Here is a 19570-nt window from a genome sequence, read left to right on the forward strand (position 1 = left end):
CGAGGGCGTGAGCCCGTCGCCGATTACTCGGCGGCGGCGTCCTCGGCGGGAGCCGGCGTACCGGCACCGCCCTGCTCGGCCTTCTTCTCGCGCAGCGCGTCCACGGTGCGGACGAGCTTGGAGGGCAGGGCCTGGAAGACCGCGGCAGCCTGGGACGGCTTGGCCTTCAGGGCACCCGCCAGCTTGGCGAGCAGCACCTCGCGGGACTCGAGGTCCGCGAGCTTCTTGATCTCATCGGCGGACAGCGCCTTGCCATCAAGGACACCGCCCTTGATGATCAGAGCGGGGTTCTCCTTGGCGAAGTCACGCAGAGCCTTCGCCGACTCCACCGGGTCACCGGTGATGAAGGCGACAGCCGTCGGACCAGCGAACTGGTCGTCGAGCTCGGTGATCCCGGCCTCGTTGGCAGCGATCTTGGTCAGCGTGTTCTTCACCACGGCGTACTGGGCGTTCTCACCCAGCGAGCGACGCAGAGTCTTCATCTGCTTCACCGTGAGACCGCGGTACTCGGTCAGCACGGCCGCGTTGGACGCACGGAACTTGTCCGTGATCTCCGCGACATCAGCCGCCTTGTCAGGCCTTGCCATGGGCTTACGCCTCCTTCCGTGATGTCGAAGTCGGGCCGACCGTGAAGTCGACCATTCAACGCCGCGGACCGGCCGGCCGGAAGGAAGCCCTGCAGAAACAGTGAGAGCCCCAGTGCGCAGTCGCACGGGGCTCAGTACGGACCTCGACGGTCGCACGGCGAACCGCACGGACCGGAAGTCCAAGCTCCAGACACTCCTGCGCGGGCCGTCCGTGATGAGATCACGGATCCTTCGGTGCTTCGCGTCCTCACGGACACGGTGCAACGACCAGCGGTCTTTGGCAGGCACCACCGTAACCGGACATCCGCGAAACCTCCAAATCGATGGTGGCCGGCGCTGTCGGTCTAAGACCGACCGGCAATAGGGAGCGTGGATGAAGGAGCGGGTCGAGAGCCGAGTCTGGGCGTGCATCGTGAGGAGAGCGCAGCGGCGCTGCGCGCGACGAGGGATGTGCGTTCGAGGGCCCCTCGCCCCCAGCCTTCGGCCGGGGGTACCCCCGCCCGATGGCGGGCAAGGAGGGAGAGAGCTATCGGCACGCGACGCCGCGGGCCCTATTGCCGGTCGGTCTAAGGAGCCAGCGGCGGCAGGCTGCCGGTGCCGGCGTCCGCGGTGTCGCCGTCGGCCGGGGCCTGCACCGAGAGCTCACCGCCGAACTCGCTGTAGCGGACGGTGTCGTCGGCCGCGCCCGAGGGGCCGGGGCCCGAGCGGTGCACCTCGGTCAGCTGGTCCTTGTCGTTCAGCAGCAGGTCGAGCACCACCGGGCCGGGGCCGAGCTCAGCCTTGAGCGCCGCCCGCCGGTCGGGGCTCAGCCGGGTCTGGGCGGCGACGTACGCGTCGGTGGTCAGGCTCACCCGGTAGTGCTGGAGGGTCGCGTCGGCGGTCTTCTCCTCCCCCACCAGCACGGGGTCAGGGGCCGCCGCCGCCGCGGTGAGCGCCACCATCGGGTTGAGCCGGTCCACCAGCGCGGAGTACGGGACCTCGCGACGGCCGTCCGCGCCCGGGGCGGTGGTGAACTTCTCCCAGTGCCGCCCGCCCAGCCGGGCCGCGGTGGCCTGGTCGCCGCCCAGGTAGGCGGTGGTGTCCAGCACTATCAGCTGCTCCGGGTCACCGGCCCGGTCGAGCACCAGAACGGTCTTCGGGGCCCAGAACAGCATCCCGGTCGCACTCCGAGCGCCCAGCCGGTAGCTGAACTTCGCCCGGCGCGCGGTGTCCATCTGCAGCTTCGCGGAGAGCAGCACCCCGTGCGGCGAACGGTCGGTGGGGGTGGCGGACGGGCTGTCCGCCGAGGCGGGCGGCGATGCCTTCCCGTCGCCCGCACCGCTGCCGCACCCGGCCAGCAGGCAGGCGGCAAGCAGCGCGGTCACGGCCCGCCGTACCAACGCCATCCGTACTCCTCCGCTCGTTCGCCGTCCGCTCAGCTGCCCAGGTTCTTCACCATGTCCGCGAAGTCCATGACCTCGCCGGCGGCGGGTGCCTTGACCTCGGGGGCGCTGCCGATCTCGCGGTACCTGAAGGTCTGCGGGCCGCCCAGCCCGGCGCCCGTGTTGCTGTTGGTCTGCTGGAGCAGCTCGCCCCTGCCGTTGATCCAGAAGTCGACGACGGAGGCGTCGCCGTCCTTCTTCAGCAGGCCCGACACAAGATCGAACCGGTCCTTGCCGATCGGCAGCAGCTTGGCCAGCTCGTCGATCGGGGCCTCGCTGCGGTAGTGGACGGTGTCCACGCCGTCGATCTTCTCCTCACCGACCGTGCTCAGCCTGCCCGCCCCGGCGTTGGCGGTCAGCTGGGCGGCCGGGTCGAGGGCCACGAGCATGCTGGCGATCGAACCGTAGTCCTCGGTGCCGCCGGGCCCGCCGTCGCCGCCGGCCGGGCTCGGGTCCAGCTTCAGCCACTTCTTGCCGTCCACCAGTGCGGCGGTCTCGGCGTCCAGGCCGGTGTAAAGGGCGTGGCCGGCGACCAGCATCCGGTTCTCCGTGCCCTTGTCCTTCAGCGAGAGGTCCAGGCCGGGTGCGGAGGGGTCCCAGGTGTACGAGCCGGAGCCGCCGTCCCCGGTGGTCCTGACCAGCTTGGCCCCCCGGGCCTTGGTCATGACGGCGGCCGAGGCCAGCAGGGCGGCCTTCGGGTCCCGGTCGGCGTCGGGCTTCGCCGTCGCCGTCCCGCCGCCGGGGCCGGTGCTCGCGGCACCCGCGGCACCCGCGGCGCCCCCGCTGCCCGAGGCCGTGGCACCGGCGGACGCGGCGGCGTCCCTGCCGCCGTCGCCGCCCCCGGAGCTGCTGCAGGCGGTCAGCCCGCCCACCAGGAGTGCGGCCGCGGCGATGGCTGAGGCAAGGCGCGGAGTGCGCACAGGAGTCCCCCCTCATATCTCATGCTCATCAGATTGGGTCGGACTCTAACCGATCACCCTGAGGCCGGGACAGGAGGTACGCCGACGGGCCCGCACCCCGAGGGGTACGGGCCCGTCGTACGGACTTCAGTCGCGCCCAGGACGCGGCTGCCCAGAGCTCTGCGCTCGGACGGCGGCCCCGCCCTCAGGCCGGTCCTGCCGCCTCGCTCGCGAGCTCGCCCAGCGTCAGACCGACGCCGGGTCCTCCTCGACCAGGAGGTTGCGGGTGCGGTTCGGGTCCACCTGGACGCCGGGGCCCATGGTGGTCGAGAACGCGATCTTCTTGATGTAGCGGCCCTTGGCGGCGGCCGGCTTGGCCCGGAGGATCTCCTCCAGCGCGGCGCTGTAGTTCTCGACCAGCTGCTCGTCGGTGAAGGAGGCCTTACCGATGATCAGGTGCAGGTTCGAGTGCTTGTCGACGCGGAACTCGATCTTGCCGCCCTTGATGTCGTTGACAGCCTTGGCGACATCGGGGGTGACGGTGCCGGTCTTCGGGTTCGGCATCAGACCACGGGGACCGAGCACGCGGCCCAGGCGGCCGACCTTGCCCATCAGGTCCGGGGTGGCGACGACGGCGTCGAAGTCCAGCTTGCCCTTGGCGACCTCGTCGATCAGCTCGTCGGCACCGACGATGTCGGCGCCGGCAGCACGCGCGGCCTCGGCACGCTCGCCGGTCGCGAAGACCAGGACCCGAGCGGTCTTACCGGTGCCGTGCGGGAGGATCACGGTGCTGCGGACCATCTGGTCGGCCTTGCGCGGGTCGACACCCAGGCGCATGGCAACCTCGACGGTCGCGTCGAACTTGGTGGTGGAGGTCTCCCGGGCGAGGCGGACGGCCTCGAGCGGGGCGTAGATGCGGCTGCGGTCGACCTTGGCGTCCGCGGCCTTGAGAGCCTTGCTGCGCTTCACTGCTTCTCCTGAAGGTGAATGGAAAAGTCGTGGTGTGTACGGGCCGCGCGTGGCCCTACCACGGGGGGACGACTAGGACTTTCAGCCCTCGACGGTGATGCCCATCGACCGGGCGGTGCCGGCGATGATCTTCTCCGCGGCGTCCAGGTCGTTGGCGTTCAGGTCGGGCATCTTGGTGGTGGCGATCTCGCGGACCTGGGCGCTGGTGAGCTTGGCGACCTTGGTCTTGTGCGGCTCGCTGGAGCCCTTGTCGATACCGGCGGCCTTCAGGATCAGGCGAGCGGCCGGCGGGGTCTTCGTGATGAAGGTGAAGGAACGGTCCTCGTAGACCGTGATCTCCACAGGCACGATCATGCCGCGCTGCGACTCGGTCGCGGCGTTGTAGGCCTTGCAGAACTCCATGATGTTGACGCCGTGCTGACCCAGCGCCGGGCCGACCGGCGGGGCCGGGTTGGCCGCACCAGCGTTGATCTGGAGCTTGATAAGCCCCGTGACCTTCTTCTTCTTGGGAGGCATTTCTCTCCGGGTCCTTCCGAGAGGTGATTGCTGGTGTGTACGGACCGGGGCGACACCCGGCCGGGAGTACACACATCGGACCAGGCTAACGCGTGTACGCCGCCTGGCCAAAACGGGTCCGGGGCGGAGCCGAAGCCCCGCCCCGGACCCGAAGACCTGTTAGTTCTTCTGGATCTGGTCGAAGGACAGCTCGACCGGGGTCTCCCGGCCGAAGATCTCGACCAGGCCCTTGACCTTCTTCGAGTCGGGGTTGATCTCGTTGATGGTCGCCTGCAGGGTCGCGAACGGGCCGTCGGTGACGGTGACCGAGTCGCCGACCTCGAAGTCGAGCACCTGGACCTCGACCGGACGGACCGGCGAAGCCTTGCCGGCCTCCTTGGCCGCCTTGCGCTCCACGTCGGGGGCGAGCATCTTGACGACCTCGTCCAGGGTCAGCGGGTACGGGTCGTAGGCGTTGCCGACGAAGCCGGTGACACCCGGGGTGTTGCGGACGACGCCCCAGGACTCGGGGGTCAGGTCCATGCGCACCAGGACGTAGCCGGGCAGCTTGTTCTGGCGGATGGTCTTGCGGTCGCCGTTCTTGATCTGGACGACCTCTTCCTGCGGCACCTCGGCCTGGAAGATGTACTCCTCGACGTTCAGCGAGACCGCGCGCTGCTCCAGGTTCTGCTTGACCCGGTTCTCGTAGCCCGCGTAGGTGTGGATGACGTACCACTCGCCCGGCATGAACCGCAGCTCCTCGCGGAACTTGGCGACCGGGTCGACCTCGGCGGCCTGGGCGGTCTCGACCTCGGCCACGGCCTCGGCGAACGCCTCGTCCGCCGCAGCCTCGCCCTCGGTCACCTCGTGGACCGCGGCGCTCTCGGCCGGCACGCCCGCCTCGGACTCGTCCGCAGCCTCGACCTCGTCCGTATCGGCGTCCGCCGCGTCGAGGATCTGCTCGGCAGCCTCGTCAGCCTCGGCGGCGGCGGCCGCGTCCAGCTCGGCGGCGTCGTACAGGGGGGACTCAGACACGGTGGCTGCTTCTTTCCTGGGATGTGGAGATGGAACGGCTCCGGAGCCACCCGGCGCCCTCGCGGGCCCGTGTGGATGAAGTCTCGGATACCTCAACAGTACCGAGTCAACGGTAGCGGGCTCCTCCGGTCGGCGCCGACAGCTCGACCCGGGCACCCTGCGCGGTGGCGGGTGTCCCGGGTCGGAGGCGGTTCGTGGCGGCCGAGGATCAGCCGAAGATCAAGAAGGAGAGCTTGCCGAAGCCGGTGTCGAGGCCGTACACCAGGCCCATGATCACGACCACGAAGGTCACCACGACGCTGGTGTACTGGATCAGGTCGTTCCGGCTGGGCCAGACGACCTTGCGCAGCTCGGCGATGATCTGGCGGTAGAACAGGCCGATCCGGGCGAACAGGCCCTTCTTCGCCCGCTTGCCGGACTTCTGGTCGCCGCCTGCCGCCTTGTTGGCCCGCTTGCGCTCGCGGCGGGAGAGCGTCTTGCCCTCGGCAGCCGTGGTCTCGCCCGCGTTGTCGGCCCCCTCGGGGTTGCCGCTCTCAGGCGTTGCGGTGGAGCCCGTGGTCTCCGTCACTCGTCCTCACCTGAATCCGGGTCCTGCCGAGCGTCGCTTGCGTGCCTGTAGTAACACGGGCGAACCGGCGAAAGCATTGCTGTTTGGGGCCCTCTCCGCATCAAGCCCGCTCGCTCTGCGGAGCGAACGGGCTTAAGTCGGATCAAGCAGCAGGGCAAGAGGGACTCGAACCCCCAACCGCCGGTTTTGGAGACCGGTGCTCTACCAATTGAGCTATTGCCCTACGGTGCCTTGCGGCCCCGCGGATGACCCCAACCTACCGCATCCGGACCGCTGCGTGCTGTACGCCCCGGAGGATCCGCAGTTCGGGAGCCATCGAGCGTTGAGTGTACGGGTTCTTCGGCGATTGGTCGAACCCCTTCGGATCCGGCTCCGGCCGAGGCGCCGTCAGGCCCGCGGGTTCACCGCACACATCGTGGACGCGGCCGCACACATGCTGGAACCGTCGAACCGGCTGCGGCGGACTCTGCGACGATGCTGGTATGAGCGCTTCCACCTCCGACCCCATCCGCCCCCAGCCTCCGGCCGGGGGGACCCCCGCCGCTGACCGCCGCGTCTCCGCCCGGATCGGCGCCATCGCCGAGTCCGCGACCCTCGCGGTGGACGCCAAGGCCAAGGCCCTCAAGGCGGCCGGCCGTCCCGTGATCGGCTTCGGCGCGGGCGAGCCCGACTTCCCGACCCCCGACTACATCGTCGAGGCCGCCGTCGCCGCCTGCCAGGACCCGAAGAACCACCGCTACACCCCGGCGGGCGGTCTTCCCGAGCTGAAGGCCGCGATCGCCGCCAAGACGCTGCGCGACTCCGGTTACCAGGTGGAGGCCTCGCAGGTCCTGGTCACCAACGGCGGCAAGCAGGCGATCTACAACGCCTTCGCCGCGATCCTGGACCCGGGCGACGAGGTGATCGTCCCGGCGCCGTACTGGACCACCTACCCGGAGTCGATCCGGCTCGCCGGCGGTGTCCCGGTCGAGGTCGTCGCGGACGAGACCACCGGCTACAAGGTCTCGGTCGAGCAGCTGGAGGCCGCCCGCACCGAGAACACCAAGGTCGTGCTGTTCGTCTCGCCGTCCAACCCGACCGGTGCGGTCTACACCGAGGCCGAGGCCCGGGCGATCGGTGAGTGGGCGCTGGAACACGGTCTGTGGGTGCTCACCGACGAGATCTACGAGCACCTGGTGTACGGCGACGCCGAGTTCACCTCGCTGCCCGCGCTGCTGCCCGCGCTGCGCGACAAGTGCATCGTGGTCAACGGCGTGGCCAAGACCTACGCGATGACCGGCTGGCGGGTGGGCTGGCTGATCGGCCCCCAGGACGTGGTGAAGGCCGCCGCCAACCTGCAGTCGCACGCCACCTCCAACGTCTCCAACGTGGCCCAGCGCGCCGCCCTGGCCGCCGTCTCCGGCAGCCTGGACGCCGTCGCCGAGATGCGCACCGCCTTCGACCGCCGCCGGCAGACCATCGTCCGGATGCTCAACGAGATCGACGGCGTGGTCTGCCCCGAGCCGCAGGGCGCCTTCTACGCCTACCCGTCCGTCAAGGGCCTGCTGGGCAAGGAGATCCGGGGCAAGCGCCCGCAGAGCTCCTCCGAGCTGGCCGCGCTGATCCTGGACGAGGCCGAGGTCGCGGTCGTTCCGGGCGAGGCCTTCGGCACCCCGGGCTACCTGCGCCTGTCCTACGCGCTCGGCGACGCCGACCTGGTCGAGGGCATCAGCCGGATGCAGAAGCTGCTGGGCGAGGCACGCGACTGACGTCTTCTCCGCCGTGGCGCCCCCTTCACCCCTTCGGGGGACCTGAAGGGGGCGCTTCCCGTTCCAGGCCCCGATGCGGCAGGATTCGTGAATGGATCCCCTGCGCGACGTACGGGCGCTTCCCAAGGCCCACCTGCACCTGCACTTCACCGGTTCGATGCGGCCCGCGACCCTGCTGGAACTGGCCGCCAAGCACGGCGTCCGACTGCCCGAGGCGCTCAGCTCGGGCCGGCCGCCGAAGCTGCGGGCCACCGACGAGCGCGGCTGGTTCCGGTTCCAGCGGCTGTACGACACCGCCCGCTCGGTGCTGCGCGACGAGGAGGACATCCGGCGCCTGGTGCTGGAGACCGCCGAGGACGAGCGGCGGGACGGCTCCCGCTGGCTGGAGATCCAGGTCGACCCGACCTCGTACGCGCCCCGGCTCGGCGGTCTGATCCCGGCGCTCGAACTCATCCTGGACGCCGTCGAGGACGCCTCCGAACGGACCGGGGTGGGGATCCGGGTCCTGGTCGCCGCGAACCGGATGAAGTCCCCGATGGACGCCCGGACCCTGGCCCGGCTCGCGGTCCGCTACGCCGACCAGGGCGTGATCGGCTTCGGGCTCTCCAACGACGAACGGCGCGGCCTGGCAAGGGACTTCGACCGCGCCTTCGCCATCGCCCGCAAGGCCGGACTGCTGGCCGCCCCGCACGGCGGCGAACTGTCCGGACCCGAGTCCGTCCGCGACTGCCTGGACGACCTCGGCGCCGGCCGGATCGGCCACGGCGTCCGGGCGGCCGAGGACCCCCGGCTGGTGCAGCGCCTGGCCGACCGCCAGATCACCTGCGAGGTCTGCCCCTCCTCCAACGTCGCGCTCGGCGTCTACGAACAGGCCGAGGAGGTCCCGCTGCGGCGGCTCTTCGAGGCCGGCGTCCCGCTCGCCCTCGGCGCCGACGACCCGCTCCTGTTCGGCTCCCGCCTGGCCGCCCAGTACGACCTGGCCCGTACCGCCCACGGCTTCACCGACCCCGAACTCGCCGAGCTGGCCCGGCAGTCCGTCCGCGGCTCCCGCGCCCCCGACGACGTCCAAAAGCTCCTCCTCGCCGACATCGACGCCTGGCTGACCTCCTGACCGGCCGGCGCGGCCGCTTGGGGCGGGCCGTTCCGTGCGCGGCCGGGGCGAGGGGAACCGCGCGAAGGGGCGCCCGGCCGAAGGCCGGATGAGCGCGGCGCCGTACCGGCCCCTGCTGCCCGCCCCTCCGCGGACGGTGCGGCTACAGGCTGACGCCCACCATCACCGGCTCGTTCACCAGCTCCACGCCGAAGGCGTCCCGTACGCCGTCCCGGATCGCCCGGGCCAGCGCCAGCAGGTCCTCGGTGGTCGCTCCGCCCCGGTTGGTCAGCGCGAGCGTGTGCTTGGTGGACAGCGTGGCCGGCCCGCTGCCCCAGCCCTTGCCGAAGCCGGCCTGGTCGATCAGCCAGGCGGCGGAGGTCTTGGTGCAGCCGTCCGGCGCGGGATACACGGGGGCGGTGCGCCCGTCGAGCCGGGCCTGGAACGCGGCGAACTGGTCGGCCGTCAGGATCGGGTTGGTGAAGAAGGAGCCCGCCGACCAGGTGTCGTGGTCGGCCGGGTCCAGCACCATGCCCTTGCCCGCGCGCAGCCGCAGCACCGTCTCGTACGCCGTCCGCAGGTCCACCCGCTGCCCGGCCTCCACGCCCAGGGTCCTCGCCACCTCGGCGTACTTCACCGGCGAGGACTGGCCGGCGGCGTCCTGGAGGGCGAACCGCACCCGGAGCACCACGTAGCGCTCCGGCTCTGCCTTGAACCGGCTGTGCCGGTAGGAGAACTCGCACTCGGCGCCGCTCAGCGTGACGGTCTCACCGGCCGCGCGGTCGTAGGCGACGACCTCGGTGACGGTGTTGGCCACCTCCTGGCCGTACGCGCCCACGTTCTGCACCGGGGTGGCCCCGGCCGAGCCGGGGATGCCGGCCAGGAACTCGATGCCCGCCAGCCCCTTGTCGACCGTGCGGGCCACGGCGTCCGCCCAGACCTCGCCGGCGGCGAGCTCCAGGGCCGCGCCGTCCAGCTCGAAGCCGGTGGTGGCGATCCTCAGCACGGTGCCGTCGAACCCGGCGTCCCCGATCACCAGGTTGGAGCCGCCGCCGATGACCAGCAGCGGCCGGCCGGCTTCGTCGGCCTCCCGGACGGCGGTGACGACCTCGGCGTCGGTGGTGGCGGTGACCAGACGGCGGGCCGGTCCGCCGAGCCGGAGGGTGGTCAGCGGGGCGAGCGGGGCGTCGTGTTCTACAAGCACGCGCCCCACACTACGGGGTGGCTGCTCTTCCTCACTCGCCTCCGGGCGCTCCACCCGGCGGGCGGAGCCGGGGCCCGGGCGGCGGCGAAGCCTCCGCGGGCCCCGGATACGGGGAGCCCTCAGCCGAGCTGGACCACGGCCCGGGACATCCCGAGGACCTTCTGGCCGCCGCTGGTCGCCACCAGGTCGACCCGCACCCGCCGGTCGTCCAGCAGCGCCGCCACCTTGCCGGTGACCTCGATCACCGCGCCGACGCCGTCGTTGGGCACCGGCACCGGCCTGGTGAAACGCACGCCGTACTCGACCACCGCGCCCGGGTCGCCGACCCAGTCGGTGACCACGCGGGCGGCCTGGGCCATCGTGAACATGCCGTGCGCGATGACGTCGGGCAGGCCGACCTCCAGCGCGAACTTCTCGTTCCAGTGGATCGGGTTGAAGTCGCCCGAGGCGCCCGCGTAGCGGACCAGGGTGGCCCGGGTGACCGGGAAGGACTGGGCCGGCAGCTCGGTGCCGACCTCGACCTCGTCGAAGCTGATCGCCATGGCTGCTACTCCCCCGCCTCGTCCGCGGCGCGCGCCACCAGCGTCATGAACGCGGTGACCACGTGCTCGCCACTCTCGTCGTGCACCTCGCCGCGGACCGACAGGACGTCGTTGCCCGCCAGCGACTTGATGGAGTCGATGGCCACGGTGACCGTCAGCCGGTCACCGGCCCGCACCGGGCGGGTGTAGGCGAACTTCTGGTCGCCGTGCACCACCCGGGAGAAGTCCAGGCCGAGCTCGGGGTCGTTGACCACCTGGGCGGAGGCCTGGTACGTGATCACGAACGGGAAGGTCGGCGGGGCGATCACATCCGGGTACCCGAGCGCCTTGGCGGCCTCGGAGTCGGTGTACACCGGGTTGGCGTCACCGATCGCGACGGCGAACTCCCGGATCTTCTCCCGGCCCACCTCGTACGGCGGGGTGGGCGGGTACGTCCGCCCGATGAACGAGGGGTCGAGCGCCATGGGCAACTCCTCCGACTACTGATCAGGACTGTTCACGGCCCTCTGGAAAGCCGCGCGGAAGCCATGCAAAAAAGCTCCAGGCCGCGCCCCTTGCGGGATGCGGCCTGGAGCCAGAAGCCTATGTCACACAGGCCCGACGACGCCCTGAGGGGTCAGCGGGTCTCGCGGTGCGCGGTGTGCGAGTTGCAGCGGGGGCAGTGCTTCTTCATCTCAAGACGGTCCGGGTCGTTGCGCCGGTTCTTCTTGGTGATGTAGTTCCGCTCCTTGCACTCCACGCAGGCCAGCGTGATCTTCGGGCGGACGTCGGTGGCAGCCACGGGAGTGCCTTCCTTGGACAACGAATAAGAACACAACAAGAGTAGCCGATCGGGAGTTCGATCTCCCGATCGACTACGCGGGTAGCGGTGACCGGACTTGAACCGGTGACACAGCGATTATGAGCCGCTTGCTCTACCAACTGAGCTACACCGCTTTGATGATCAGGCCTCACACCGGGGTGCGAGCCCTCTCACCAGAGCCCCCAAACGGAATCGAACCGTTGACCTTCTCCTTACCATGGAGACGCTCTACCGACTGAGCTATAGGGGCGAACGAGGAAGACATTACACGGTTCCGGGCCAGAGGTGAAATCCGCATCCGACACGGAAGATCCCAGGTCGGCGAAGCGGACGGACACTTCGATCCGAGACTCGCGTTCGATCCCCGCCTGGGAACCCACGGCCCGACCCGATACGACTTGCGGCCGCTTCCGAGCGCCCCGGCGCCGTTCCCCCTAGGCTCGATCCTCAGTGGTCTTGCGGCTCGCGGGGCGCCCCTGGGCCGCCGGACAGCGAGGAGCCGGCCGATGAGCACTGACCGCACACCTGGCGACGGCCCCGGGCCCGGGTGGGCCGGCCGACCGCCCTCCCCTCCCCGCACCGGGCACGAGGGGCCGCTCAGCCACGGCCCCGTCCTGCTGCTCACCGGCGCCAGACTGACCGACGGCCGGATCGTGGACGTCCGGATCAGCGGCGACCGGATCCAGGCCGTCGGCACCAGCGGCAGCCTCGGCCCGCTGCCGGCCCTCCCCGGCACCCCGACCGCCACCACCGGCGCCCGGATCGACCTGGGCGGCTACCTGCTCCTCCCGGCCCCCGCCGAGGCGCACGCCCACTACGACGACGCCTTCTCCTTCTCCGCCGCCCTGGCCGCCCCGCCCCCCGAGGGCCCGGCCGACCTGGTGCGCCGGGTCACCGAGGCCGCGCTCACCTCGCTCGGTTACGGCGCGACCGCCCAGCGCACCCACGTCCGGATCGGCGACGTCCACGGCCTGCGCCGGCTGGAGGCCGTCCTCCGCGCCCGGCAGGCGCTCAGCGGGCTCGCCGAGCTCCAGGCGGTCGCCATGCCCCGGCTGCTGACCGGCCTGGCCGGGGCCGACGGGCGCGCCCAGCTGCGCGAGGCACTGGGGCTCGGCGCGACCGCCGCCGGGGGCTGCCCCGATCTCGACCCCGACCCGGTCGGGTACGTCGAGGTGCTGCTGGAGGCCGCCGACGAGGCCGACTGCCCCGTCGACCTGCACACCGCCGCCGCCGATCCGGCCGAACTCGCCCGGCTCGCGGGCGCGCTGGCCCCACTGCGCCCCCGGGTCGTGTTCGGTCCGTGCAGCGCCCTCGCACCCGGGGCCTCCACCGTGCTGGCCACCAGCGGAATCCGCCTCGTCTGCCTGCCGCAGAACGGCTGCTGCACCGGTATCGAAGACCGGACGCCAGGCCTGCGGCCCTCGCTGGTGAGGGAGTTGGCCGACGCCCGGGTACCGTTCGCGGCCGGCAGCGGGGCCCTGCGCGACCTCAGCAACCCGGTCGGCCGGGCCGACCCGCTGGAGTCCGCGTACCTGCTGGCGGCAGGCGGCGTGCTCGACGCGGAAGCCGCGTACGAGGCGGTCAGCAACCAGGCCAGGATCACCCTCGGACTGCCGCTGGTACGGGTGGACGCGGGCTTCCCCGCCGAGCTGCTCGCGGTGCGCGGCGACAGCCTCGCCGGGGCGCTGGCCGGCGGGCACAGCCGCCTGGTGGTGCACTGCGGACGGATCGTCAGCCGCACCAGCGCGGTCCGCGAGTTCGCGGACACCGTGGCCCTCGTGCTGCCCCGCCAGTGCGGGCCGCGGTAGACGTATCCGGCATCAGGGCAGCGGCGGTCAGCCGTGGCACCCGCGGTCTCGTCGGTTCGCCCCGCCCGGGGGCCGCCGTACGCGGTGACTCGTCTGCCCGGTACGGCGGCGCCCTCATCTGCCCGACAGGGCGACGCGGCCGGTGGGCCCCCACGCCCACCGCGCGGCCGGCGGCGGCATCCCCCACGGAGCAGCGCCGGCCTCCGGGCACGACGCTATCGGCGGACCGCCTCGCCACCCACCGCCCTGACGCGCTCTTGGCGGACACCCGGCCGCCCTTGACGCATCGTTGACGGGCGGAGCCCCGACTGCGCGCAGTCGGGGCTCCGGAGGCGGGTACGGGTGGCTCAGACGTTCTCGGGTGCCGGGAGCTTCTCGTGCTCCGCCGGTACCCTCGGCTCGCCGCGGCGGACCGAGCCCGGGGCGCGGCGGGTGGGGTGGTACGCCCGGCCGGCCGAGGTGAGCTGCCAGGGAACGCTGATCACCATCACTCCGGGGGTGAACAGCAGCCGGCTCTTCAGCCACAGTGCCGACTGGTTGTGCAGCAGGTGCTCCCACCAGTGGCCGACCACGTACTCGGGGATGAAGACCGCGATGGCGTCGCGCGGGCTGGTGCGGCGGATCGAGCGGACGTACGCGACGACCGGCTTGGTGACCTCGCGGTACGGGGAGTCCAGCACCTTCAGCGGCATCTGGATGTCGTACTCGTCCCACTGGTCCTGCAGGGCCTCGGTGTCCTCCTTGTCGACGGACACCGTCACCGCCTCCAGCAGGTCCGGGCGGAACGCCTGGGCGTAGCCGAGGGCCCGCAGGGTGGGCCGGTGCAGTCTGGAGACCAGGACGATGCCGTGCACCTTGGACGGGCGTACCGCCTCCTCGCGGGGGTCCGCCACGGCCAGTTCCTCGGCGACCGAGTCGTAGTGGTGGCGGATGCCGCGCATCATCACGAACAGCACGAGCGCCGCGACCACGGCGAGCCAGGCGCCCTCGGTGAACTTGGTGGCCATGACGATCACCAGCACCAGACCGGTGGTGACCGCGCCGAAGGCGTTGATCACCCGCGAGCGCTGCGCCGCACCGCGGGCCGAGGGGTCGGTCTCGGTCTCCAGGGTCCGGTTCCAGTGCCGGACCATGCCGATCTGGGACAGGGTGAACGAGGTGAACACACCCAGGATGTACAGGTGGATCAGGTTGTTGACGTTCGCCTTGTAGGCCCACAGCAGCGCGATGTTGACCACGGCCAGCGCGATGATGCCGTTGGAGAAGGCCAGCCGGTCGCCCCGGGTGTGCATCTGCCGGGGCAGGTAGCTGTGCTGGGCGAGGATCGAGCCGAGCAGCGGGAAGCCGTTGAAGGCGGTGTTCGCGGCCAGGACCAGGACCAGCGCGGTGGCCGCCTGGATCACGAAGAACATGACGCTGTGGTCGCCGCCGAAGATGGCGGCGGCCAGCTGGGCGATCACGGTCGGCTGGGAGTAGCTGTGGCAGTCGCCCACGTACCCGATCAGCTGGCAGCTGTCGGTGGTCTTGTGCACCCGGGCGACCAGCGCGAGCACGGTCACGCCGACGAACATCACCACGGCGATGAGGCCCATCGCGCTCATGGTCCTGGCGGCGTTCCTCGACTTCGGCACCCGGAAGGCCGGCACGCCGTTGGAGATCGCCTCGACCCCGGTCAGCGCGGTACAGCCGGAGGCGAAGGCGCGCAGGCCGAGCATCAGCAGGCCGATGCCCTTCAGGGTGTCGTTGTGGTCGATCGGCGCGATGCCGTACTGGGCGCTGGCGGCCACCGGGGTGTGCCCGAAGGCCATCTTGATCAGGCCGGTCACGATCATCACCAGGATGCCGCCGATGAACAGGTACGTCGGCGCGGCGAAGGCCTTGCCGGACTCCCGTACCCCGCGCAGGTTCATCGCGGCGAGCAGTGCCACGAAGCCGACGGCCATCGGAACCCGGTAGTCGCTGATGCCGGGGAAGGCCGAGATGATGTTGTCCACGCCCGAGGCCACCGAGACCGCGACGGTCATCACGTAGTCGACGAGCAGTGCGGCCGCCACCACCAGACCCGGCTTGGCCCCGAGGTTCCTGGTCACCACCTCGTACGAGCCGCCGCCGCCCGGGTAGGCGTACACCACCTGGCGGTAGGACATCACCACGACCGCCATCAGCGCGACCACGGCGGCCGCGATCCACGGGGTCAGGTAGAGGAAGGCGGTGCCACCGACGGTGAGCACCAGCAGGATCTCCTCGGTGGCATAGGCCACCGAGGAGAGCGGGTCGGAAGCGAAGATCGGCAGGGCCAGGCGCTTGGGCAGCAGCGTCTCGCCCAGCTCCTCACTGCGCATGGCCTTACCGATCACAAGGCGCTTGAGCGCCTGGGGCACGTTGAACACATCAGCGAGCGTAGGGCTCGCATACGGGGCCTTAACGGGCTCAAGCGGTACACGGCGCGTCGTCCGATCGCCCGTTGGGAGCAGCGTTTCCCCAGGTCGGAGCAGTCGGCGCAGCAGAATCGAGCCGGGCCCGCGATGGCGTGCGGGCCCGGCGTTAAGGGTGCATCAAGATGTCGAGCTGTAATCGGGCATATGGGCTAACAGTTATCTTTCAGCCCGTTTCCAGCCGATTCCCAGGTCTGCCGCCGGTGCGCTACATCCGCAGCCGCAGCCGGCAGACCGCGGCGTCGGTGCGGCGGCGCAGCGCCCGGTCGATCACCGCGCCGCGCTGGTTCTGCAGGGCGCGCTGCCAGAACTTGGCGGGCTCGACCTCGGGGATCAGGACGGTGATCCGCTCGTACGAGCGCTCGACGCTGAGCTCGTTGACGTACGCGGCCAGCGGGGCGCCGAGCCTGCGGTGCGCGTCCGGCACCTCGACCAGCGGGACACCGGGCTCCCACAGCTCCCAGTCGCGGCGCAGCGCCTCGGCGGCCTGCCGGTCCTCGGCGTCCGGGTTGGTGTGCACCACGGTGACGGCCATGACCTCGTCGCCGAGCGAGACGGCGGCCGAGAGGGCGTCCCTGGTCAGCCGGGAGATCGCGGTGACCGGGACCAGGACCAGCGAGCGCTGCCGGGTCACCGGGCCGGGCATGCGGCCCAGCTCCAGCCGCTCGCCGATCCGGCCGTAGGTGCGGTGGACCAGTTCGAACAGCGCGACCAGCAGCGGCAGTGCCAGGCAGATGCCCCAGGCGCCCTCGGTGAACTTGGTGCCGGTGACCACCACGGTGGCGGTTCCGGTGAGCACCGCGCCGAAGCCGTTCACCAGCGCCTTGCCGCGCCAGCCGGGCCCGCGCTCGCCCCTCCAGTGCCTGACCATGCCCACCTGGCAGATGGTGAAGCCGACGAAGACGCCGATGGAGAAGAGCGGCACCAGGCTGTTGACGTCACCGCCGGAGCCGACCAGCAGCACGGCCGAGACCAGGGAGAGGAAGAGCACGCCGTGCCGGTGCACCTGGTGGTCGGCGCGCAGCGCGAAGACGTGCGGCAGGTTGTTGTCGCGGGCCAGCAGGCGCATCAGCACGGGCAGTCCGCCGAAGGAGGTGTTGGCGGCCAGTCCCAGCAGGATCACGGTGGAGAACTGCACCAGGTAGAAGCCGAAGCCGTGGCCGAGCGAGGCGTCCGCCAGCTGGGCGAGCACGGTGACGCCCTCGACCGGCTGGAGGTGGAAGCGGCCGATCAGCACGGCGAGGCCGATCAGCATCACGCCGAGCAGCGCGCCGAGCGCGACCTCGGTGTGCTGGGCGCGCCTGACCCGGGGCGTACGGAAGGACGGGACGGCGTTGGCCACCGCCTCCACGCCGGTCAGTGCCGAACAGCCGGCCGCGAAGGCCTTGAGCAGCAGCAGCGCACCGACGGTGGTGGCGTTGTCCGCCAGCGAGGAGGCGTGTCCGGCGGCGGCCGCGGTGCTGGCGGGCGCGGACCGGAACAGTCCGGCCACGATGATCGCCAGGATGGAGAGCACGAAGACGGCCGTCGGGGCCATGAACCAGCGGGCGGACTCGGCGACCCCGCGCAGGTTCACCAGGGTGACCAGGGCCAGTACGCCGAGGCAGAGCCAGACCCGCTGGTCGTACAGCTCGGGCACCGCGGAGGTCAGCGCGGCGACGCCGGCCGTGACGGAGACCGCCACGTTCAGGATGTAGTCGATCACCAGCGAGGCGGCCGCGGTCAGTGCGGCCCGGCGGCCGAGGTGCGCCTTGGCGACCGCGTACGAGCCGCCGCCGTCCGGGAAGGCCGCGATCACCTGGCGGTAGGAGGCCACCAGCACGGCCAGCAGCACGGCGATGGCGACGGTGACCGGGAGCGTGAAACCGAGGCCGTACGATCCGGCGGCGGCCAGCACCAGCACGATCGACTCCGGGCCGTAGGCCACGGAGGCCATCGCGTCCAGCGACAGGGCGGCCAGGCCGCCGAGGGCGGTCAGCTGGTCGCGGGGGTGCGCGTCATCCTGCGGGGCGCCGGTATCCGGTGGCTTCTCGTCCACGGCGGGGAAGTTCGCCGCACGCTGCATGTCGGTGCCGGACATCGGCCTGACCTCCATTGTTCGGTGTGCTCCGATCGTCACCGGGTCCGGAGCACCAACACCGCTTCCTGACGCCTTCTTGACGCACCGGCCAGGTGAACTGACGCGGCGTTGACGGCTTCTGCCCGCGCACCGGCGGTACGCCTCGGCACCCGGGCCGAAAACGCTCCCGGGAGGGCGGGCAGCGCCGACTCGGTGTGAGTGGGCGGGGCCATCGCGGCGCGAGCGCCTTCGCAGGGACCGCGCGCCCGGGACGCCGTGAAGTCACCGGGTTCCGCGAGCGGTTGACCGCGCCCGCAGACCGCGCGACCGCCGGTTCACCGAAAGGCTCCACGGAGGTGCTGAGTTGGCCACCTCACACCCCCGCCCCCGAAGAGAGGCTCCCGGCCGGCCCTGACGGGGTTCCTCGTCGCCCTGGTCCGCAAGGTGCGAAGTCCGAGTCAGGCCAGGAGTTCGACGCGTATCCGGCGGCGCGGCAGGGCGCCCGGGAGCGAGCCGATCAGCGCGGCGGCGGTGAGGAGCGCGAAGCGGGCCAGTTCGGTTCCGAGGCCCGCCCAGCCGAGCTGGGCGTAGCGGTGGACGACGAAGCCGTCGTAGAAGAGCCAGCCGGCACCGGCGATCAGCGGTGCCGCCGGCGGGCGCGAGGCCGTGCCGAGCGCGGTGCACAACGCGGCGTACGCGCCCAGCGCGAACCAGCTCGGCCGCAACTCCCCCACCCCGGCGAGCGCGAAGGCCAGCGCGGCGCCGCCGACCAGCCCGAGCGCGAGCGACATGTCCGGGGCGAGGCGGAAGGTGACCGGCCGGTACCAGTGACTGCCGGGCCTGGCCCGGTACAGCTGCACGGCCCGCCCCTCAGCGCCTGAAGGCGAGTTCGAGTTCCTCCTCGACCGATTCGGGCGTTCGCGGGTGCCAGAGCGTGCGGAGATCACGGAGACCGCGGACCGACCAGTGCCGGCGGCGCTCCAGTTCGCGCTGGAGCGGGGGCCGGGGCACCGCGAGCACCGGGCAGGTGGCGTGCCGCAGGCAGTACCGGGCGACCGAGGGGCGCAGCCGGCTGCCGTGACCGGCACCGACCACCAGGACGTCGCCCGGCCGGTCGGCCAACCGCACCAGGGCGTAACCGGGTTCACTGCGGACCGCCTGGGACTGGAAGCGCGCCCCGAGGCCGGTCGGCGCACCGCCGAAGGCCTCGTCCAGCGCGGTGCGCAGCCGCTCGACGGCGGCGTCCCGAAAGGAGGAGAGCAGCGGCGGGCAGGGCGAGCGCCGGTAGCCGTGTTCCCCGCCCGGCGGCTCCCAGACGAGCACGGCGAGCACCTCGGCGTCGGTCCGGCGGGCTTCGGCCACGGCCTGGTGCAGTGCGGCCAGGCTGCCTAGCGATCCGCTGACGCCGACCACCAGGCGGCGCCGCGCTCCGTACTCCCGGCTGTGCTCCATCTCCGCCCTCCGCTCGGTCCGGCCCGTCCGGCTCGGTGGGTCCCAGCGAAGCAGTGGCGGCGGGCGGCGCGGTTCTCCTTGACGAAGCCCTGACGGGGCGGCGCGGGATCCGTACGCGACCCTGACGGTGCGTGGACGGAGCAGTGACCGGCGCGGCGCGCGATGGTGGCGACGGGGCGGGGCGGGCGGCCTGGTGTCCCGGCGGGCGCCGGTTGGGAAGACGATCAGCTCGGACAGAGGACCCCCAGCGGCGCGCCGGGACGGTCTTCAGCGGGGAGGCTGACTGGCCGCCCGCCCCGGGCAACACTCTCCTGCCATTCAGATGTAATTGCAAGCTATACGCAATAGTGCTGTCCGGGCATGGCGAGCACCTGTGAAGCACGGCCGAACCACCGCGACCGGGAGTCACGTCACCCGCCCTGGGACGTCGTCAACTGGCGGGGCGTCTCCACCCGC

At 71.5% G+C, this 19570-nt stretch carries 18 protein-coding genes and 3 tRNA genes; 3 read left to right on the top strand and 18 right to left on the bottom strand.

The features are described from left to right. Positions 1-23 precede the first annotated feature (23 nt). From rplJ to ACSMTC_RS15315, 8 genes are all read right to left on the bottom strand, one after another. The gene (gene rplJ / locus ACSMTC_RS15280; RefSeq protein ID WP_436560233.1) at positions 24-587 is read right to left on the bottom strand and encodes a 50S ribosomal protein L10; all 564 of its coding nucleotides are present in this window, start codon (positions 585-587) and stop codon (positions 24-26) included. 566 nt (positions 588-1153) lie between these two features. Continuing rightward, the gene (locus ACSMTC_RS15285; RefSeq protein WP_436560234.1) at positions 1154-1972 is read right to left on the bottom strand and encodes an SCO4651 family lipoprotein; all 819 of its coding nucleotides are present in this window, start codon (positions 1970-1972) and stop codon (positions 1154-1156) included. Positions 1973-2001: 29 nt separating this feature from the next. Further along, positions 2002-2928 carry an SCO4651 family lipoprotein gene (locus tag ACSMTC_RS15290; protein ID WP_436560235.1) on the bottom strand — a complete coding sequence of 309 codons (927 nt, stop codon included), beginning with the start codon at positions 2926-2928 and terminating at the stop codon, positions 2002-2004. 225 nt (positions 2929-3153) lie between these two features. Then, positions 3154-3876, bottom strand: coding sequence for a 50S ribosomal protein L1 (gene rplA / locus ACSMTC_RS15295; protein ID WP_436560236.1), 723 nt, complete (start codon positions 3874-3876; stop codon positions 3154-3156). Between the two features lie 81 nt (positions 3877-3957). Continuing rightward, positions 3958-4392: a 50S ribosomal protein L11 gene (rplK, locus tag ACSMTC_RS15300; RefSeq protein ID WP_207809812.1), complete on the bottom strand. Its 435-nt coding sequence runs from the start codon at positions 4390-4392 to the stop codon at positions 3958-3960. A 159-nt stretch (positions 4393-4551) separates the two neighbouring features. Next, the gene (nusG, locus tag ACSMTC_RS15305) at positions 4552-5406 is read right to left on the bottom strand and encodes a transcription termination/antitermination protein NusG (protein WP_436560237.1); all 855 of its coding nucleotides are present in this window, start codon (positions 5404-5406) and stop codon (positions 4552-4554) included. 208 nt (positions 5407-5614) lie between these two features. Then, positions 5615-5974, bottom strand: coding sequence for a preprotein translocase subunit SecE (gene secE / locus ACSMTC_RS15310; RefSeq protein ID WP_436560238.1), 360 nt, complete (start codon positions 5972-5974; stop codon positions 5615-5617). Positions 5975-6124: 150 nt separating this feature from the next. Further along, a tRNA-Trp gene (locus ACSMTC_RS15315) sits at positions 6125-6197 on the bottom strand. A gap of 259 nt (positions 6198-6456) precedes the next feature. Here ACSMTC_RS15315 and ACSMTC_RS15320 point away from each other — a divergent pair. Next, positions 6457-7722, top strand: a complete 1266-nt coding sequence (locus tag ACSMTC_RS15320) for a pyridoxal phosphate-dependent aminotransferase (RefSeq protein WP_436560239.1) — start codon at positions 6457-6459, stop codon at positions 7720-7722. Between the two features lie 91 nt (positions 7723-7813). Continuing rightward, positions 7814-8833, top strand: a complete 1020-nt coding sequence (locus ACSMTC_RS15325) for an adenosine deaminase (RefSeq protein ID WP_436560240.1) — start codon at positions 7814-7816, stop codon at positions 8831-8833. Between the two features lie 142 nt (positions 8834-8975). Here ACSMTC_RS15325 and ACSMTC_RS15330 read toward each other — a convergent pair whose 3' ends face one another. From ACSMTC_RS15330 to ACSMTC_RS15355, 6 genes are all read right to left on the bottom strand, one after another. Continuing rightward, positions 8976-10016: a UDP-N-acetylmuramate dehydrogenase gene (locus ACSMTC_RS15330; protein WP_436560241.1), complete on the bottom strand. Its 1041-nt coding sequence runs from the start codon at positions 10014-10016 to the stop codon at positions 8976-8978. A gap of 119 nt (positions 10017-10135) precedes the next feature. Next, on the bottom strand, positions 10136-10558 hold the full coding sequence (locus ACSMTC_RS15335; protein WP_436560242.1) for a MaoC family dehydratase: 423 nt from the start codon (positions 10556-10558) through the stop codon (positions 10136-10138). Positions 10559-10563: 5 nt separating this feature from the next. Beyond that, positions 10564-11022 (bottom strand): FAS1-like dehydratase domain-containing protein, encoded by a 459-nt coding sequence (locus ACSMTC_RS15340; RefSeq protein ID WP_436560243.1) that lies wholly within the window; start codon positions 11020-11022, stop codon positions 10564-10566. A gap of 152 nt (positions 11023-11174) precedes the next feature. Further along, positions 11175-11339, bottom strand: coding sequence for a 50S ribosomal protein L33 (gene rpmG / locus ACSMTC_RS15345; protein WP_006604855.1), 165 nt, complete (start codon positions 11337-11339; stop codon positions 11175-11177). 82 nt (positions 11340-11421) lie between these two features. Continuing rightward, positions 11422-11494, bottom strand: a tRNA-Met gene (locus ACSMTC_RS15350). Positions 11495-11537: 43 nt separating this feature from the next. Continuing rightward, positions 11538-11610, bottom strand: a tRNA-Thr gene (locus tag ACSMTC_RS15355). Positions 11611-11866: 256 nt separating this feature from the next. Here ACSMTC_RS15355 and ACSMTC_RS15360 point away from each other — a divergent pair. Further along, positions 11867-13168, top strand: coding sequence for an amidohydrolase family protein (locus tag ACSMTC_RS15360; RefSeq protein WP_436560244.1), 1302 nt, complete (start codon positions 11867-11869; stop codon positions 13166-13168). 347 nt (positions 13169-13515) lie between these two features. Here the strand turns inward: ACSMTC_RS15360 and ACSMTC_RS15365 are convergent, their stop codons facing one another. From ACSMTC_RS15365 to ACSMTC_RS15380, 4 genes are all read right to left on the bottom strand, one after another. Beyond that, positions 13516-15558, bottom strand: coding sequence for an APC family permease (locus ACSMTC_RS15365; RefSeq protein ID WP_436560245.1), 2043 nt, complete (start codon positions 15556-15558; stop codon positions 13516-13518). 253 nt (positions 15559-15811) lie between these two features. Beyond that, the gene (locus tag ACSMTC_RS15370) at positions 15812-17683 is read right to left on the bottom strand and encodes an APC family permease (RefSeq protein WP_436560246.1); all 1872 of its coding nucleotides are present in this window, start codon (positions 17681-17683) and stop codon (positions 15812-15814) included. Positions 17684-18120: 437 nt separating this feature from the next. Next, the gene (locus ACSMTC_RS15375) at positions 18121-18522 is read right to left on the bottom strand and encodes a hypothetical protein (RefSeq protein ID WP_436560247.1); all 402 of its coding nucleotides are present in this window, start codon (positions 18520-18522) and stop codon (positions 18121-18123) included. A gap of 10 nt (positions 18523-18532) precedes the next feature. Next, positions 18533-19114 (bottom strand): universal stress protein, encoded by a 582-nt coding sequence (locus tag ACSMTC_RS15380; RefSeq protein ID WP_436560248.1) that lies wholly within the window; start codon positions 19112-19114, stop codon positions 18533-18535. Positions 19115-19570 lie beyond the last annotated feature (456 nt).

It is taken from the genome of Kitasatospora sp. HPM-01-4, from assembly GCF_051374625.1.
Taxonomy (GTDB): domain Bacteria; phylum Actinomycetota; class Actinomycetes; order Streptomycetales; family Streptomycetaceae; genus Kitasatospora.